General features: G+C 68.8%; 13 protein-coding genes. 10 read left to right on the plus strand and 3 right to left on the minus strand.

What is annotated here, in order from left to right:
- Nucleotides 1–202 precede the first annotated feature (202 nt).
- The 3 genes from ACWDRW_RS14225 to ACWDRW_RS14235 all read left to right on the plus strand — a co-directional run bounded on the left by ACWDRW_RS14225 (nucleotide 203) and on the right by ACWDRW_RS14235 (nucleotide 5,384).
- The gene (locus tag ACWDRW_RS14225; protein ID WP_451723049.1) at nucleotides 203–2,113 is read left to right on the plus strand and encodes an IucA/IucC family protein; all 1,911 of its coding nucleotides are present in this window, start codon (nucleotides 203–205) and stop codon (nucleotides 2,111–2,113) included.
- A 132-nt stretch (nucleotides 2,114–2,245) separates the two neighbouring features.
- Nucleotides 2,246–3,085, plus strand: coding sequence for a GNAT family N-acetyltransferase (locus ACWDRW_RS14230; RefSeq protein ID WP_451723050.1), 840 nt, complete (start codon nucleotides 2,246–2,248; stop codon nucleotides 3,083–3,085).
- A 310-nt stretch (nucleotides 3,086–3,395) separates the two neighbouring features.
- Complete coding sequence (locus ACWDRW_RS14235) at nucleotides 3,396–5,384, plus strand: ATP-dependent DNA helicase (protein WP_451723052.1); 1,989 nt, start codon at nucleotides 3,396–3,398, stop codon at nucleotides 5,382–5,384.
- Between the two features lie 143 nt (nucleotides 5,385–5,527).
- Here ACWDRW_RS14235 and lexA read toward each other — a convergent pair whose 3' ends face one another.
- On the minus strand, nucleotides 5,528–6,307 hold the full coding sequence (lexA, locus tag ACWDRW_RS14240) for a transcriptional repressor LexA (RefSeq protein ID WP_250079895.1): 780 nt from the start codon (nucleotides 6,305–6,307) through the stop codon (nucleotides 5,528–5,530).
- 577 nt (nucleotides 6,308–6,884) lie between these two features.
- Here lexA and nrdR point away from each other — a divergent pair.
- Both nrdR and ACWDRW_RS14250 read left to right on the plus strand, forming a co-directional pair.
- Nucleotides 6,885–7,433 carry a transcriptional regulator NrdR gene (gene nrdR / locus ACWDRW_RS14245; protein ID WP_451723053.1) on the plus strand — a complete coding sequence of 183 codons (549 nt, stop codon included), beginning with the start codon at nucleotides 6,885–6,887 and terminating at the stop codon, nucleotides 7,431–7,433.
- Between the two features lie 165 nt (nucleotides 7,434–7,598).
- Nucleotides 7,599–10,493: a vitamin B12-dependent ribonucleotide reductase gene (locus ACWDRW_RS14250; RefSeq protein WP_451723055.1), complete on the plus strand. Its 2,895-nt coding sequence runs from the start codon at nucleotides 7,599–7,601 to the stop codon at nucleotides 10,491–10,493.
- A gap of 81 nt (nucleotides 10,494–10,574) precedes the next feature.
- On the opposite strand, the gene ACWDRW_RS14255 is transcribed toward ACWDRW_RS14250, so the two are convergent.
- Nucleotides 10,575–11,108, minus strand: a complete 534-nt coding sequence (locus tag ACWDRW_RS14255; protein WP_451723057.1) for a TerD family protein — start codon at nucleotides 11,106–11,108, stop codon at nucleotides 10,575–10,577.
- Nucleotides 11,109–11,263: 155 nt separating this feature from the next.
- Here ACWDRW_RS14255 and ACWDRW_RS14260 point away from each other — a divergent pair, with 155 nt between their 5' ends.
- The 3 genes from ACWDRW_RS14260 to ACWDRW_RS14270 all read left to right on the plus strand — a co-directional run bounded on the left by ACWDRW_RS14260 (nucleotide 11,264) and on the right by ACWDRW_RS14270 (nucleotide 13,550).
- Nucleotides 11,264–11,869 (plus strand): YdbC family protein, encoded by a 606-nt coding sequence (locus ACWDRW_RS14260; protein WP_451723058.1) that lies wholly within the window; start codon nucleotides 11,264–11,266, stop codon nucleotides 11,867–11,869.
- Nucleotides 11,870–11,975: 106 nt separating this feature from the next.
- Nucleotides 11,976–12,635 (plus strand): histidine phosphatase family protein, encoded by a 660-nt coding sequence (locus ACWDRW_RS14265; RefSeq protein WP_451723059.1) that lies wholly within the window; start codon nucleotides 11,976–11,978, stop codon nucleotides 12,633–12,635.
- A 12-nt stretch (nucleotides 12,636–12,647) separates the two neighbouring features.
- Nucleotides 12,648–13,550: an ADP-ribosylglycohydrolase family protein gene (locus tag ACWDRW_RS14270; protein ID WP_451723060.1), complete on the plus strand. Its 903-nt coding sequence runs from the start codon at nucleotides 12,648–12,650 to the stop codon at nucleotides 13,548–13,550.
- 319 nt (nucleotides 13,551–13,869) lie between these two features.
- Here ACWDRW_RS14270 and ACWDRW_RS14275 read toward each other — a convergent pair whose 3' ends face one another.
- Nucleotides 13,870–15,417, minus strand: coding sequence for an MFS transporter (locus tag ACWDRW_RS14275; RefSeq protein WP_451723063.1), 1,548 nt, complete (start codon nucleotides 15,415–15,417; stop codon nucleotides 13,870–13,872).
- A gap of 184 nt (nucleotides 15,418–15,601) precedes the next feature.
- Here ACWDRW_RS14275 and ACWDRW_RS14280 point away from each other — a divergent pair, with 184 nt between their 5' ends.
- On the plus strand, nucleotides 15,602–16,225 hold the full coding sequence (locus tag ACWDRW_RS14280) for a TetR/AcrR family transcriptional regulator (protein WP_451723065.1): 624 nt from the start codon (nucleotides 15,602–15,604) through the stop codon (nucleotides 16,223–16,225).
- 81 nt (nucleotides 16,226–16,306) lie between these two features.
- Complete coding sequence (locus ACWDRW_RS14285; protein ID WP_451723066.1) at nucleotides 16,307–17,008, plus strand: ribonuclease HII; 702 nt, start codon at nucleotides 16,307–16,309, stop codon at nucleotides 17,006–17,008.
- Nucleotides 17,009–17,037 lie beyond the last annotated feature (29 nt).

The following is a 17,037-nucleotide window of genomic DNA, read 5'->3' on the forward strand; positions in this document are numbered from 1 at the left end:
GTTGGGAACCGACCAGACGTTGAACACCACCCGCGCATCCGACGAGCACCCCCCAAGGAGAGCGGACACCCCGGCGGACGCCCGCCTGTCCCACCCCGAGCCGTCGTTTGCGCCGACGCACGTCTCCGTCCCCTCACAGGGAGGCAGCCCGGAGTCGGCACCTCCGGCGACCGAGGACAGCTCGCCGTCAGGGAGCACCCTGGTGCCCTCACCGCCGCACACTCCCGCGCAGGGCGGTGCTCCCGACGCGGAACGGCTGCGCCGTCCCGCCCCCGACCTCCTGGAGCACCCCGACCCGTACGCCACGGCCCAGGCCGCCGCCGTGGAGAACCTGCTCCGCTGCTGGGTTCGGGAAGCAGGCCTTCCGGCCCCTGCGGACGGCACCCTGCGAATCCCTCTCCCCGCAAGCGGCACGGCCCTGATCGCACCGGTCCACTACTGGTCCCCAACGGGCTGGCACCGCTTCGGCCTCCCGCACCTGGCAGGTGCCCCCGAACAGTCCCCGCCCATCGACGCGGTCACGGTCGCCGCACTGCTGTCACGGGAGGCTCGGGGCGGCCCCGAAGCCATGGCCCCCCACGCCTCCCCTCACGGCACCGACCTCGTCGCCCGAGTAGCCGACTCCGTCGGCCGTACCGCCCTGTTCATCCGCGACCGCAGAGAGCGGCCCGCCGACGGCCCCGACCTCTTCCTCAGCGCCGAGCAGGCACTCGTCCTCGGACACCCGCTGCACCCCGCTCCGAAGAGCCGAGAAGGCCTCTCCGACTCCGAAGCGCGGCTGTACTCACCCGAATTGCGCGGCTCCTTTCCCCTTCACTGGATCGCCGTGGCTCCCTCCGTACTCGCCGCCGACTCGGCCTGGACCGAACGTGGCCGCCCGGTCACCGCGCCCCAGCTCACGACCAGACTCGCCGGCCCCGGGCTGCCCCTGCCCGACACCTACGCCGCACTGCCCTTGCATCCCTGGCAACTCCGCGAGGCCCGACACCGTCCGGAGATCGCCGCGTTGTTCGACGCCGGACTGCTGCGGGATCTCGGTCCTCACGGCACGCCGTGGCATCCCACCTCCTCCGTGCGCACCGTCCATCGGTCCGGCGCCCCCGCCATGCTCAAACTCTCGCTGGGCCTTCGCATCACCAACTCCCGTCGTGAGAACCTCCGCAAGGAACTGCACCGCGGTGTCGAGGTCCACCGCCTCCTTCGCTCCGGGCTGTCCGGGCAGTGGCAGACCGCGCACCCGGGCTTCGACATCGTCCGTGACCCGGCCTGGCTCGCCGTCGACGGACCGCAGGGTGACCCGGTGCCCGGACTGGACGTGATGATCAGGCACAACCCGTTCCACCCCGCTGCCGATGTCTCCTGCGTCGCCGGGTTCGTCTCCCCCCGCCCGCGGGCCGCGGCGACCGACCCGGTCGGGCCCATCCCCATCCGACCGCAGGTCGCGCTGAACAACGCCACCGAACACCACCGGCCGACCGCCTCGATCCCCACCTGGCGTTCCCGGCTGGCCGAAGTCGTCACACGCCTCGCCGCCCGGACCGGCCGACCCCGAGGCGCCGTATCCGCCGAGTGGTTCCTGCGCTATCTCGAACACGTGGTTCGCCCGGTGCTCTGGTTCGACGCCAAGGCCGGCATCGCACTGGAGGCGCATCAGCAGAACACCCTGCTCCTGCTGGACACGGACGGTTGGCCCGCCGGCGGCCGGTACCGGGACAACCAGGGCTACTACTTCCGTGAATCGCGTCGCGCGGAACTCGATGCCCGACTGCCCGGCATCGGCGAGCACAGCGACACCTTCGTCTCCGACGAGGTGACCGACGAACGCTTCGCCTACTACCTCGCCATCAACAACGTGCTCGGCCTCGTCGGTGCCTTCGGCTCTCAGGGCCTCGCCGACGAACGGTTGCTGCTCGCGGCCTTTCGCCGATTCCTCGGCGACGTGGCCTCCGGCCCCGCGTGCCTGCGAACCTCACTCCCGGCTCTTCTGCTCGACTCACCCACCCTGCGCTGCAAGGCCAACCTCCGCACCCGGCTGCACGGCCTGGACGAACTCGTGGGTCCGGTCGACACCCAGTCCGTGTACGTCACCATCGCCAACCCCCTCCATGTCTGAGCTGTGCCGTAGGACGGCCGGAACCGCCACAGCCGCCTGAACCCGAAGCCCGCGCACCTGACTTCCTGATCAATTCACCCCCCGCGTTTCCGAGGCACATGACCCACCCCGTCTTCTGAGAGGAGCGTCGCCGTGGCTCTCAACGACGCGAGCACCGACGCGAGCACCGACGCCGGTATCGACCCCGCCACCGCAGTCGGCACCGATACGGCCCCCAGCGTCTGCCCTAGTGGGGACAGCGAGGACACGCTGGAGCTACGCCTGCCGGACGAACTCCTCGCGCTGCTCGCGGCGACCGAGGACGCCGGGGCCGACGACGAGGCCGACGCCGACGAGAGCGGTGACGAGGGCGCGGGAGTGGCACCCCTTACCCAGCCCGCAGTCGTCGTGCCACCCGGCGACGACCTCCTCGACCAAGTCGTCGACTGGGGGCCGATCACCACGGCTGCGGGCGTCTTCCATCTGGTCCCCGTACGCCTCGGCCGAGACCTGCCACTCATCTGCCGCTGGATGAACGACCCCGCCGTCGCCGCCTTCTGGGAGCTGGCCGGGCCCCAAAGCGTGACGGAGGAACACGTGCGGTCCCAGATCACCGGGGACGGGCGTAGTGTGCCGTGCCTGGGTGTGCTGGACGGAACGCCGATGAGCTACTGGGAGATCTACCGGGCGGACCTCGATCCACTGGCCCGTCACTACCCGGCGCGACCTCACGACACCGGGCTCCACCTCCTGGTCGGTGATATCGCCGAGCGAGGGCGAGGCCTCGGCTCCACACTTCTCAGGGCCGTCGCCGACCGTGCCCTCGACGTGCGTCCCGCCTGTGCGCGAGTCGTCGCGGAGCCCGACATTCGCAACACTCCTTCCGTAGCCGCTTTCCTTGGCGCCGGTTTCCGGTTCTCCGCCGAGGTCGACCTGCCCGCCAAGCGAGCCGCCCTCATGGTCAGGGACCGGGCCTTGCGCGATCTGCTGTAACGGCACGCTGCGGTGTCGTCACTCTTGGTACACCGCTCGGACCGCGGGGGTTCCCGCTCTCCGCCGACTGATTTCACGTGCCGCCGAGCCCGAATCACGAGCCACCCCGAATGAGCCGCCACCCCGAATGACCCGCCACCTCCGTGGCCCGCCACCCTCACCCGTCACCCCGTGTCGCCCGTCACCCCGCATCACCCCCGCACCACACAGACTCGACCCACCCCACCCGAGGACCCCAGGACTTGATCCAGCCCTCCGCCACCGCCGTGATCACCCGTTTGTCAGTGCCGGGCCGTAGGGTGGTCGCGCTATGACGAAGCCCTCACTCCCCGAACTCCTGCACGCTGCCGTCACTGCTGTCGGCGGTACGGAGCGCCCCGGCCAGGTGACCATGGCCGAGTCCGTCGCGGAGGCGATCGACGACAACTCCCATCTGCTGGTCCAGGCCGGCACCGGCACCGGAAAGTCGCTGGGCTACCTGGTTCCCGCGCTCGCGCACGGGGAGCGCGTCGTCGTCGCGACGGCCACTCTGGCCCTGCAACGCCAGCTGGTGGAGCGTGACCTCCCGCGCACGGTCGACGCACTGCACCCGCTGCTGCGCCGCCGTCCGGAGTTCGCGATGCTCAAGGGCAGATCGAACTACCTGTGTCTGCACCGCCTCCACGAGGGCGTTCCCCAGGACGAGGAGGAGGGCCTCTTCGACCAGTTCGAGGCGGCGGCACCGACCAGCAAGCTGGGCCAGGACCTGCTGCGGCTGCGGGACTGGTCCGACGAGACCGAGACGGGTGACCGCGACGACCTCACGCCCGGCGTCTCCGACCGGGCCTGGGCCCAGGTGTCCGTGTCGTCGCGTGAGTGCCTGGGCGCCACGAAGTGCGCCTACGGCGCCGAATGCTTCGCCGAGATGGCCCGCGAGCGCGCCAAGCTCGCCGAGGTCGTCGTCACGAACCACGCCTTGCTCGCGATCGACGCCATCGAGGGCGCCCCGGTGCTCCCGCAGCACGAGGTGCTGATCGTCGACGAGGCACATGAGCTGGTCTCCCGCGTCACCGGCGTCGCCACCGGCGAGCTCACCCCGGGCCAGGTCAACCGGGCCGTGCGCCGAGCCGCCAAGCTCGTCAACGAGAAGGCCGCCGACCAGCTCCAGACCGCGGCCGAGGGCTTCGAGCGGCTCATGGAGCTGGCCCTGCCGGGCCGTCTGGAGGAGATCCCCGAGGATCTCGGCTACGCGCTCATGGCTCTGCGGGACGCCTCTCGCACCGTGATCTCCGCGATCGGCGCGACCCGGGACAAGTCCGTCCAGGACGAGGACGCGGTCCGCAAGCAGGCCCTGGCCTCCGTGGAGACCGTGCACGACGTGGCGGAGCGGATCACGAACGGCTCGGAGTGGGACGTCGTCTGGTACGAGCGCCATGACCGCTTCGGTGCCTCGCTGCGTGTGGCCCCCATGTCGGTCTCGGGGCTGCTGCGCGAGAAGCTCTTCGCGGACCGCTCGGTGGTCCTGACCTCCGCGACCCTGAAGCTGGGCGGCGACTTCAACGGTGTCGGTGCTTCCCTGGGGCTGGCCCCGGAGGGAACGGAGGGCGAGGACCTGCCGCAGTGGAAGGGCGTGGACGTGGGCTCGCCGTTCGACTATCCCAAGCAGGGGATCCTCTACGTCGCAAAGCATCTGTCGCGCCCCGCCAGGGACGGCGACCGCGGGGACATGTTGGACGAGTTGACGGAGCTGATCCAGGCCGCCGGGGGCCGCACGCTCGGGCTGTTCTCCTCCATGCGGGCCGCCCAGCTCGCGGCGGAGGAGCTGCGTTCCCGTATCCCCGAGTTCCCGATCCTCCTGCAGGGCGAGGAGACGCTCGGTGAGCTGATCAAGAACTTCGCGGCCGACCCGAAGACGTGCCTGTTCGGCACGCTGTCGCTCTGGCAGGGCGTCGACGTACCCGGTCCCAGCTGTCAGCTGGTCGTGATGGACAAGATCCCGTTCCCGCGCCCCGACGACCCCCTGATGAGCGCCCGCCAGAAGGCGGTGGAGGAGGCGGGCGGCAACGGCTTCATGGCGGTGGCCGCGACCCACGCGGCGCTGCTCATGGCCCAGGGCGCCGGTCGCCTCGTACGGGCGTCGGGAGACCGGGGCGTGGTCGCCGTGTTGGATCAGCGACTGGCCACGGCGCGGTACGGCAACTATCTCAAGGCCTCGCTGCCGGACTTCTGGTACACCACGGACCGTAATCAGGTCCGCAGGTCGCTGGCCGCGATCGACGCGGCGGCACGGCAGGCGGAGGCACAGGCAGGAGCCGAGTGAGGGGTGGTTGGCCTGACCGGCGCCGGGTCAGGCCAACCACCCCTCGGTAGCCGGCCGACATCGGGGCCGGACAAAACAGGGCCCCGGAACCGGCGCAGAGGTCCCGGGGCCCGGTCAGATCGGCGAGATCTGCCGCGCGGTGCTCACACGCGCCGCAGCACCGCCACCACCTTGCCGAGGATGGTCGCGTCGTCGCCCGGGATGGGCTCGTACGCGGAGTTGTGCGGGAGAAGCCAGACGTGGCCGTCCTCGCGCTTGAAGCGCTTGACGGTGGCCTCGCCGTCGAGCATCGCGGCGACGATGTCGCCGTTCTCGGCGACCGGCTGGCGTCGGACGGTGACCCAGTCGCCGTCGCAGATCGCGGCCTCGATCATCGAGTCGCCGACGACCTTCAGGACGAAGAGCTCACCGTCGCCGACCAGCTGCCGGGGGAGAGGGAAGACGTCCTCGACGGACTCCTCCGCGAGGATCGGCCCACCGGCGGCGATCCGGCCGACCAGCGGTACGTACGACGCGGCGGGCTTGCCGGCGGTGTCCGTGGGCTGCACGGAGGCGGCCTGGTCGGAGCCGCGCACCTCGTATGCGCGCGGGCGGTGCGGGTCGCGACGCAGGAAGCCCTTGCGCTCCAGTGCCATCAGCTGGTGTGCGACCGAGGAGGTGCTCGAAAGGCCGACGGCCTGGCCGATCTCCCGCATCGACGGCGGGTAGCCGCGTCGCTGCACCGAGTCCCTGATGACCTCGATCACCCGGCGCTGCCGGTCGGTGAGTCCGGAACTGTCGGCCCGGATGCCTGGAGGTCGGCCCGGCAGGGAGCGCTTGTGCCCCTCTGGATTCGCGGCTTCGTTCATCGCATGCACCGGCTCGAGTCGGCCCTGGGAGCGGTCCTGGGCAGTGATGGTGGCACTGTCTGCGGTGGTGGTCACGTCGGCCCCTCTCGATGGTCTCCCTGCTGGACAACGGTAGTTGGTTTCGAAAGGTTGCGCCAAACACACGTTCGAGTGAAAAAGTGCGGTTCGCCTGACGTGATCATGTGTCTGGGTGTATGGCTAACGCGGCGCCTGGCGGACAAAAGAGCCCATTGCTGTACTCTTCACCGCCGGGGTGGCGACCTCGTGGGTGGTTGCCCCAGTCTGCCATCCTGCGCCCGGCCGACCAGGACCTGGTCCCCATCTCTGCGGGAGTCCCACGACGCCTCCCTGTGGCGCTCACGGTATCTCCGCATGTGCCGTAACGGTACGGCTGCGCACCTCCGTGTTGCTCCGGGGCTCCGGCCATGTGGTGCGGCGTGACGACGCCAGGTCGCACCAGCGCGACACGCGCGCGTGGCGTGTATGTATGAGCCAATCCCCACATCTAGTGGTTGGATTGCAGCAGCAGCCCAGAAGTTGTGGTCCCCCGGGTCTTCGGGCCCTCGGTCATCGCCTATGCTTGGGGCTGCTTCGAGGGGCCCATGAGGCCCAGCGAGGCTATTGAGTCTGCTGTGAGGAGGGTTGGGAGTTCATGCACTGCCCCTTCTGCAGGCACCCCGACAGCCGCGTCGTCGACAGCCGTACGACCGACGACGGCACGTCGATCCGCAGGCGCCGCCAGTGTCCTGACTGCTCCCGTCGTTTCACGACCGTGGAGACGTGCTCGCTCATGGTGGTGAAGCGGTCGGGAGTCACCGAGCCGTTCAGTCGTACCAAGGTCATCAACGGCGTGCGCAAGGCATGCCAGGGACGGCCTGTCACCGAGGACGCGCTCGCCCAGCTCGGCCAACGGGTCGAGGAGGCGGTGCGGGCCACCGGGAGCGCCGAGCTGACCACCCACGACGTGGGGCTGGCCATACTCGGCCCGTTGCAGGAGCTCGATCTCGTCGCCTACCTGCGATTCGCCTCCGTCTACCGGGCGTTCGACTCGCTGGAGGACTTCGAGGCCGCGATCGCGGAACTCAGGGAGACACGACGTCCCGGCGCCGACGACGATGACGCGCGCGCGGGGAGCCAGGAAGACGACAGCGGGCCCGGAGGGGCGACTCACGTCCCCGTGCCCGCCAACGCCGCCGACTGACCGGCGGACCGGATCCGGGGATCCAGGCTCCGGGTCCGGCCGCGCGGCGGCGACCCAAGACCTGTTGCGGGCGGCAGCGAAAGATGCCCGCAACACCAGACAGAACACCGTGTCACGGGAACATCGTGGCACTTCAGGGCGTTTTAGCCCGTACAGGGAGGCGGCATGACAGAGACGGCGAGCGGTCCGGCACGAGGTTCCCGCACCAAGGGCACCAAGGCGACCAAGGGCCTGCGTATCGAGCGCATCCACACCACCCCCGGCGTGCACCCGTACGACGAGGTCCAGTGGGAGCGCCGTGACGTCGTCATGACCAACTGGCGCGACGGCTCTGTGAATTTCGAGCAGCGCGGCGTCGAGTTCCCCGACTTCTGGTCGGTGAACGCGGTCAACATCGTCACCAGCAAGTACTTCCGCGGTGCCGTCGGCACCCCGCAGCGCGAAGTGAGCCTCAAGCAGCTCATCGACCGCATCGTGAAGACGTACCGGAAGGCCGGTGAGGACTACAAGTACTTCTCCTCGCCCGCTGACGCCGAGATCTTCGAGCACGAGCTGGCGTACGCCCTCCTGCACCAGATCTTCAGCTTCAACAGCCCCGTCTGGTTCAACGTCGGCACGCCCCAGCCGCAGCAGGTCTCCGCCTGCTTCATCCTGTCCGTCGACGACTCCATGGAGTCGATCCTCGACTGGTACAAGGAAGAGGGCATGATCTTCAAGGGCGGCTCCGGCGCCGGCCTGAACCTCTCCCGGATCCGCTCCTCCAAGGAGCTGCTGTCCTCCGGCGGCAACGCCTCCGGCCCGGTCTCCTTCATGCGCGGCGCCGACGCCTCGGCCGGCACCATCAAGTCCGGCGGCGCCACCCGCCGCGCCGCGAAGATGGTCATCCTCGACGTCGACCACCCCGACGTCGAGGACTTCATCGAGACCAAGGTGAAGGAAGAGGAGAAGATCCGCGCCCTGCGTGACGCGGGCTTCGACATGGACCTGGGCGGCGACGACATCACGTCCGTCCAGTACCAGAACGCCAACAACTCCGTCCGTGTGAACGACGAGTTCATGAAGGCGGTCGAGACCGGCGGCAAGTTCGGCCTCCGCGCGCGGATGACCGGCGAGGTCATCGAAGAGGTCGACGCCAAGGCCCTGTTCCGCAAGATGGCCGAGGCCGCCTGGGCCTGCGCGGACCCGGGCATCCAGTACGACGACACCATCAACCACTGGCACACCTGCCCGGAGTCCGGCCGGATCAACGGCTCGAACCCCTGCAGCGAGTACATGCACCTGGACAACACGTCCTGCAACCTCGCCTCGCTGAACCTGATGAAGTTCCTGAAGGACGACGGCAAGGGCAACCAGTCCTTCGACGTCGAGCGCTTCACGAAGGTCGTCGAGCTCGTCATCACCGCGATGGACATCTCCATCTGCTTCGCGGACTTCCCGACCCAGAAGATCGGTGAGAACACGCGCGCGTTCCGCCAGCTCGGCATCGGCTACGCCAATCTCGGCGCCCTGCTGATGGCGACCGGCCACGCCTACGACTCCGACGGCGGCCGTGCCCTCGCCGGTGCCGTCACCTCCCTGATGACCGGCACGTCGTACAAGCGTTCCGCCGAGCTCGCCGCGGTTGTCGGCCCGTACGACGGCTACGCCCGCAACGCGGCGCCGCACCTGCGCGTCATGAAGCAGCACGCCGACGAGAACACCAAGGCCGTCCGCATGGACGACCTGGACACCCCGATCTGGGCCGCCGCCACGGAGGCCTGGCAGGACGTGCTGCGTCTCGGTGAGAAGAACGGTTTCCGTAACTCCCAGGCGTCCGTCATCGCCCCGACCGGCACCATCGGTCTGGCGATGTCCTGCGACACCACCGGTCTTGAGCCCGACCTCGCTCTGGTCAAGTTCAAGAAGCTGGTCGGCGGCGGCTCGATGCAGATCGTCAACGGCACCGTCCCGCAGGCCCTGCGCCGCCTGGGCTACCAGGAGGAGCAGATCGAGGCGATCGTCGCCCACATCGCCGAGCACGGCAATGTGGTCAACGCGCCCGGCCTCAAGCACGAGCACTACGAGGTCTTCGACTGCGCGATGGGCGAGCGTTCCATCTCCGCGATGGGCCACGTCCGCATGATGGCCGCCATCCAGCCCTGGATCTCCGGCGCGCTGTCCAAGACGGTCAACATGCCGGAGTCGGCGACCGTCGAGGAGGTCGAGGAGATCTACTTCGAGGCCTGGAAGATGGGCGTCAAGGCGCTCGCCATCTACCGCGACAACTGCAAGGTCGGCCAGCCGCTCTCCGCGAAGACCAAGGAGAAGGAGAAGGCCGAGGTCACGGAGAAGGCCGAGGCGACCATCCGCGAGACGGTCGAGAAGGTCATCGAGTACCGCCCGGTCCGCAAGCGCCTCCCCAAGGGCCGTCCCGGCATCACGACGTCCTTCACCGTCGGCGGCGCCGAGGGCTACATGACCGCCAACTCCTACCCGGACGACGGTCTCGGCGAGGTCTTCCTGAAGATGTCGAAGCAGGGCTCCACCCTCGCGGGCATGATGGACGCCTTCTCCATCGCGGTCTCCGTCGGCCTCCAGTACGGCGTGCCGCTGGAGACGTACGTCTCGAAGTTCACCAACATGCGCTTCGAGCCGGCCGGTATGACCGACGACCCGGACGTGCGGATGGCCCAGTCGATCGTCGACTACATCTTCCGTCGCCTGGCGCTGGACTTCCTGCCCTTCGAGACGCGCTCCGCGCTCGGCATCCACTCCGCCGAGGAGCGTCAGCGCCACCTGGAGACCGGTTCGTACGAGCCGGCCGACGACGAGGTCGACGTCGAGGGCCTCGCCCAGTCGGCACCGCGCGCCCAGGAGCTGAAGGCCGTCGTCACGCCGAAGGCCGAGGTCGAGGCGGCCAAGCCCGCCCCGAAGCAGGCCCACACCAGCGCCGAGCTGGTGGAGATGCAGCTGGGCATCCAGGCCGACGCCCCGCTGTGCTTCTCCTGCGGCACGAAGATGCAGCGAGCCGGTTCCTGCTACATCTGCGAGGGCTGCGGCTCGACCAGCGGCTGCAGCTGACGGCCAGTGGCTGACAAGTAGCTGACGAAGGAGGGGCACCGACCGTGTGGGTCGGTGCCCCTCCTTCGTCGGGAGCCGCGGTCAGGGCTGGTGGGTCTTGCCCATGGTGCGGGTGAAGGTCGCGGGGTCGTCCTCGAAGCCATGGATGCCGGGGTGGAAGTCCCAGGTGTCATCCTCCTGGCGGGCGAACTCCGCGACCGTGGCCGCCGTAGCGCCCAGGACGCCGCCGAAGTCGTCCGTGGTCAGGTCGGTGTAGCCCTCGCGGATGCGCAGGCCCGGGTGGGTCACGCTGACGAAGGTGCGCCGTGCGGACCGCTGCTGGATGACGACGCCGACCACCACGCGCGCGTACCGGCTGTCGAGCCGGTTCAGTTCCACCGTCATGACCTCGTCCCAGCCGAAGCCCTTGCCGTCGTGGCTGTCCCGGTTGAGATAGATGGTGCCGTCGGGGGACCGGCTGTCGAAGTGCACGACGAAGGCCGGATCGCCATAAGGGTCGCTCGCCAGGTAGGTCGCGGCGACGAGGTCCAGGTCCGTGGGCGGCTCCCCCGCCGGACTCGGGTCCCACCTGAGCGCGATCTCGACCTTACGGATCCCCTTGTTGAGGCCGTTCACCTGACTCCCCTTCCCCGTTCGCCATCCGCGTGCGGCCTGAACTGCCCTACAGACGAGGCCGATTGTCCATCCTGCCACGCGCGCGCGTACGCGCGTCGCAGAGCTCTCGGAGCGAGGGCGGACGATGCCACGCTCCGTGGCCTTACGATGGCGCGGTGCTGGTCAAGTGGATTCGCTGCACCGTGGTGGACCGCCGCGGTTTTGAGCGGGGGCAGCGAAAGTGGGCGGGGCTTCTGGGGGAGCCGGGGTTTCGGGGACAGGGCGGCGGCTGGAGCCGTGGTCGGCCGGGGGTGGCGCACATTGTCGCCTTCTGGGAGAGCCGCGCGTTCTACGACTCCTTCATGGCGCGCTCCCACGACCGGCTCGCGGCGTCCCAGTCGGGCACGTTCAAGGACGCCCAGGTCAAACTCTTCGACTACCGTTTCGACGTGAAGACCGGCTTCGAGCCGCGCTTCACCGACGTCGACCTGCTGCGGGTCGCGCACTGCCGGGTGCACGAGGAGCGCGCCGAGCACTTCACCCTCATGCAGGAGAAGGTCTGGAACCCAGCCATGGCCGGCTCGCCAGGCATGGTGCGCGGGCTGTTCGGCGAGGCTCCGGGCCATGAGTTCCTCGTCCTGTCCATGTGGCTGTCGGCCGCCGAGCACGGCAAGTACCGGGCGGAACGGATCGAGCGGCTCGCGCTGCGGGCCCAGACCGAGGCGGACGTCGCCTCGCTCACCGGCGACATCGTGGAGCTGGAACCCAGCTGGACGGTTTGATCATCACGCCCGTCTCCGGACGGATCACTCCCGAAAATGTGTGACCTACGCCGTATGGAGCCCGTACGAGTGCTCCATGGGCCCTTACCCGATCTAGGGTTTCGGCATGGCACGACCACGGCGCATCATCCTTGTCCGGCACGGCGAGTCAACGGGCAATGTTGATGACACCGTGTACGAGCGCGAACCCGACCACGCGCTGGCTCTCACCGAGCGGGGCTGGCGGCAGGCCGAGGAGACGGGCAAGCGACTGCGCGAGGTGTGCGGCCGCGAGCGGATCAGCGTCTACGTCTCTCCCTATCGGCGTACGCACGAGACGCTCCGCGCCTTCCATCTCGACCCCGAGCTCATACGCGTGCGCGAGGAGCCCCGGCTGCGTGAGCAGGACTGGGGGAACTGGCAGGACCGTGACGACGTCCGCCTGCAGAAGGCCTACCGGGACGCCTACGGGCATTTCTTCTACCGCTTTGCCCAGGGCGAGTCCGGCGCTGATGTGTACGACCGGGTCGGTAACTTCCTGGAGAGTCTGTACCGCAGCTTCGAGGCACCGGACCATCCCCCGAACGTGCTGCTGGTCACTCACGGTCTGGCGATGCGCCTGTTCTGCATGCGGTGGTTCCACTGGACGGTCGCGGAATTCGAGTCGCTGTCGAACCCCGGGAACGCGGAGATGCGGATGCTCGTTCTCGGGGACGACGGCAAGTACGCACTTGACCGGCCTTTCGAACGTTGGCGAGATCCGGAACCGTACGGAATCACCGGATAGAGTGGCAGAGCGATGACCGCTGATTCCTCACCCGACGGGCGCCTGGACCGCGCTCTCGCCAGTCTGCGCGGACTGTCGGTCGGAGACGCGCTGGGCTCCCAGTTCTTCGTGCCGGCGAACTACCCGCTGCTGAAGCGCCGTGAGCTGCCGACCGGCCCCTGGCAATGGACCGACGACACGGAGATGGCCTGCTCCGTGGTCGCGATCCTTGCCGCGCACTCCCGTATCGACCAGGACGCGCTGGCCCGCTCCTTCGCCGAGCACCACGACTTCGACCGGGGCTATGGCCCCGCCGTGAACCGGCTGCTTCGTCTGGTCCGGGAGGGCGGGGACTGGCGTGAGCTGGCGGCAGCGCTCTTCAAGGGGCAGGGCTCCTGGGGCAACGGCGCGGCGATGCGGATCGCGCCCCTGGGCGCCTGGTACGCGGACGACCCCGAGCAGGCCACCCACCAGGCCGAGATCTCGGCCTACCCGACGCATCAGCACCGCGAGGCCGTGGTCGGATCCATGGCGGTCGCGGCCGCCGCGGCGCTGGCCGGTGCGCCTGGTGGTCCACCCAGCGCGGAGGCGCTGCTCGACGGCGTGATCGCGCTCGTTCCCAAGAGCGCGGTGGGGGCGGGGCTGCGCCGTGCCCGCGACATGCTGGACTACGGCGACGCCGGCACCGTGGCGGCCGTACTGGGCTGCGGACGGCGCACGAGCGCGCATGACACCGTCCCCTTCGCCCTGTGGTCGGCGGCGCGCTCCCTCGGCGACTACGAGCAGGCGTTCTGGACGACCGCGCAGGTCGGCGGCGATGTGGACACTACCTGCGCCATCGTGGGCGGGGTCCTCGCCGCGGGCAAGGCCGGTAACCCTCCGGCCGAATGGGTGGAGCGGACCGAGGCGCTGCCGGGCTGGGTTCCGGGAGTCTGACCTCCCCGAAGCCCTGTTCGGCACGGCGATCGACGATCGACGATTCTTTCAGAACTCTCCGTACATATTGGGAACTCTCCGTAATCATCCGGTCGTTCTCCTGGTATCCGCGTTGTGATCCGTGGGCGCGCAGAGCCAGGGTTGCGAGGGATTACGGGGGGTGAAGAGGTTGTACGTCGTTCTGGTGCTCGGTCTCGGTCTGGGGCTGGGTCTGGTGACCGGACTGCTGGGGTGTGCGCGGATGGCCGGTCCGTCGCCCTCGCCGTCGGTTCCCCGGGCGAGGTCCGGCCATCCGCGGTCCCCTGCGACCGTGAGCGGATCAGCCCGCGATGGGGCCCGCCGTGCCGGACAGTGCTTCCAGGTCGCTCTTGCGGACCTTGATCACAAACCAGGCCGTGGCCAGGGCGAGTACGCCCATCGAGGCCGCCGCCACGAATCCCATCGAGATGCCCTGGGTGAGCACCTCGTGTCCCCAAGGGGCCGGCAGTTGCTGCGTCTCGGCGAACTGTGCCTTCTGCTCCGGGGAGGCGTCGGCCATGAACTGCGGCAGCTGCTTCTCCGCTTCGTTCTTGCTGGCCGTGCCGAACACCGTCGTCAGGATGGACAGGCCGAGCGAGCCGCCCACCTGCTGGGTGGCGTTGAGCAGGCCCGACGCCGCGCCCGCCTCGTGCTGGGCGACACCCGAGACGGCGGTGATCGTCAGCGTCACGAAGTTCAGTCCCATGCCGAAGCCGAACAGCAGCATCGGCCCCAGCACTCCGCCCACATACGAGCTGTCGGCGCTGATGAGTGCCTGCCAGGCCAGGCCGGTCACCACGAGCGCCGAACCGCCGAGCATGAACGGCTTGGGACCCAGGACCGGCAGGAACCGCTGCGACAGACCCGCGCCGAGGGCGATCACCACGGTGACCGGCAGGAAGGCGAGGCCTGCCTCGATCGGGCTGTACTCCAGCACGTTCTGCACGAAGAGGACGATGTAGAAGAACATGCCGAACATCGCTGCGGCGAGGCTCAGCATGATCACGTAGGTGCCGGAGCGGTTGCGGTCGGCGAACATGCGGAGCGGGGTGATCGGCTCCTTGGCCCGTCCTTCGATGAAGGCGAAGGCGAGCAGGAGCACCACAGCGGCGATGAAGGAACCGATGGTCAGGCTGTCCCGCCAGCCCTCGTCCGCGGCTCGGATGAACCCGTAGACGAGGGATGCCATGCCCAGGGTCGAGGTCATCGCGCCCGCGATGTCGAAGCGGCCGGTGTGCCGTTCGGACTCGTTGATGTACAGCGGGGTGAGGACGGCGATCAGGACGCCGATCGGCACGTTGACGAAGAGTACCCATCGCCAGTCGAGCCACTCGGTGAGCATGCCGCCCGCGAGCAACCCGATCGCGCCGCCGCCCGCGGAGACGGCGGCGAAGACTCCGAAGGCCCGGTTGCGTTCCGGGCCTTCGGGAAACGTCGTCGTGATGAGTGCCAAGGAGGTCGGCGAGGCGATGGCACCACCCACGCCCTGCAGGACACGTGCGGCGAGCAACTGCCAGGGCTCTTGGGCGAGTCCGCCCAGCAGCGAGGCGAAGGTGAAGAGCAGGATGCCGGTCATGAAGACCCGGCGGCGGCCGAGGATGTCACCCGCCCGGCCGCCGAGCAGCAGCAATCCGCCGAAGGTGAGCGTGTAGGAACTGACGACCCAGGTGAGGTCGGTTGTGCTGAACTTGAGCGCGTCTTGAATGTGCGGGAGTGCGATGTTCACAATCGTCGCGTCGAGTACCACCATGAGTTGGCAGGCCGCGATGACGGTGAGCGCTATGCCGGGACGGCCCTGCCTGCGGGCCGCACTTGGTTTCTGGTCCTGAATTACCTGAGAGGTTGTCACTATGGGTCCCCCATAAGCGCCTTAGTGAACGCTCGCGTTCACTGTCGCGTCAACGGTAGTGAGTCACCAGTAGTGAACGCAAGCGTTCACTCGCCCTGTGGCCGCGTGGCGTTCCCCCTGTCGCTGCCGCGCGGTCTCCCCGCATCCCCCCGAATCCCCGCTTCCTTGTTCGCTGGAGACACTGATGGTTACCTCGCGCTGGACGGCCGCCCCCGCTCAGGCGGCCTCACTGCGCCGGCGCGGCGCCGTGCTCGAACGCGCCATCCTCGATGCCACGCTGGAACAGCTCAGCACGGTCGGATGGAACGGCCTCACGATGGAGGGCGTCGCCGCCGGGGCCCAGACCGGCAAGGCCGCGGTCTACCGGCGCTGGCCGTCCAAGGAGGACCTCGTGGCCGACGCGCTGCAGGCAGGACTGCCGCGCATCGACGCGGTGCCGGATCTCGGCAGCGTGCGCGAGGATCTGCTCGCGCTGTGCCGTCTCGCGCGGGACTCCATGTACTCACGCCCCGGTTTCGCGCTGCGCGCCGTCATTCACGAATGCGATCAGCGTCAGGCCGAGCGGTTCCATAGCGTGATCTTCGAGGGTGTCGTGGAGCCGACGCTCAAGCTGCTGCGCGAGGTCATCACCCGCGGAATAGAGCGGGGAGAGGTGCGTTCCGACGCGGCCAACGGATGCGTCTTCGACGCCATCCCCGCGATGATGATGTACCGCTCCAAGATGCGCGGGAGTGAATGGGGGAACGAAGAACTGGCCGAGATGATCGATCAGCTCATGATGCCGCTGCTCAGGCCGAGCGCGGAATGACCGCGAGGGGCGGGGGTGGGGAACCGCTCGGGGAAACCGGGGTACCGCCGGGTGATCGGGGCGGCGTACGCTAAGGGCGCCATGCCGTACGAACCACCTACTCACACCGTCGAGCGCTCACTCCGCGCCACGACTGGAGCGAAGGTCATTGCCGGTGTCGACGAGGTGGGGCGCGGCGCCTGGGCCGGGCCCGTCACCGTCTGCGCCGCGATCACCGGACTGCGCCGGCCCCCTGAAGGGCTCACCGACTCCAAGCTGCTCACCGTCAAGCGGCGCACCGAGCTCGCCTTGGTGCTCCAGAAGTGGGTGACGTCGTACGCCCTCGGCCACGCTTCGCCGGAGGAGATCGACGAACTGGGGATGACGGCGGCGCTGCGGCTGGCGGCGGTGCGTGCCCTGGACGCGCTGCCGGTCCGCCCCGAAGCGGTGATCCTCGACGGCAAGCACGACTACCTCGGTAACCCCTGGAAGGTCCGGACGGTGATCAAGGGTGACCAGTCGTGCGTGGCGGTGGCCGCGGCCTCGGTGATCGCGAAGGTTCAGCGCGACAAAATGATGGCCGAACTGGGTATCGACCATGCAGACTTCGGTTTTGCGGACAATGCCGGGTATCCGTCGCCCGTGCACAAGGCCGCGCTGGAGGTGCGGGGGCCCACCCCGTACCACCGCTTGTCGTGGGCGTATCTTGATGCGCTGCCTCAGTGGCGGCACCTCAAGAAGGTCCGCAGCTGGGCGGAACGGAGTGCTCCGGAGATCGAGGGTCAGCTCGGCTTCGATTTCTGACCGTTCTGTTCGCACTCATGTGCCACCCG

It is taken from the genome of Streptomyces sp. NPDC003635 (genome assembly GCF_053587635.1).

Excerpts from the sequence above, each read along its gene's own strand:
- ACWDRW_RS14235 (WP_451723052.1), top strand. The coding sequence starts at position 3,396 with ATGACGAAGCCCTCACTCCCCGAACTCCTGCACGCTGCCGTCACTGCT.
- nrdR (WP_451723053.1), top strand. The coding sequence starts at position 6,885 with ATGCACTGCCCCTTCTGCAGGCACCCCGACAGCCGCGTCGTCGACAGC.
- ACWDRW_RS14250 (WP_451723055.1), top strand. The coding sequence starts at position 7,599 with ATGACAGAGACGGCGAGCGGTCCGGCACGAGGTTCCCGCACCAAGGGC.
- ACWDRW_RS14265 (WP_451723059.1), top strand. The coding sequence starts at position 11,976 with ATGGCACGACCACGGCGCATCATCCTTGTCCGGCACGGCGAGTCAACG.
- ACWDRW_RS14270 (WP_451723060.1), top strand. The coding sequence starts at position 12,648 with ATGACCGCTGATTCCTCACCCGACGGGCGCCTGGACCGCGCTCTCGCC.
- ACWDRW_RS14280 (WP_451723065.1), top strand. The coding sequence starts at position 15,602 with ATGGTTACCTCGCGCTGGACGGCCGCCCCCGCTCAGGCGGCCTCACTG.
- ACWDRW_RS14285 (WP_451723066.1), top strand. The coding sequence starts at position 16,307 with ATGCCGTACGAACCACCTACTCACACCGTCGAGCGCTCACTCCGCGCC.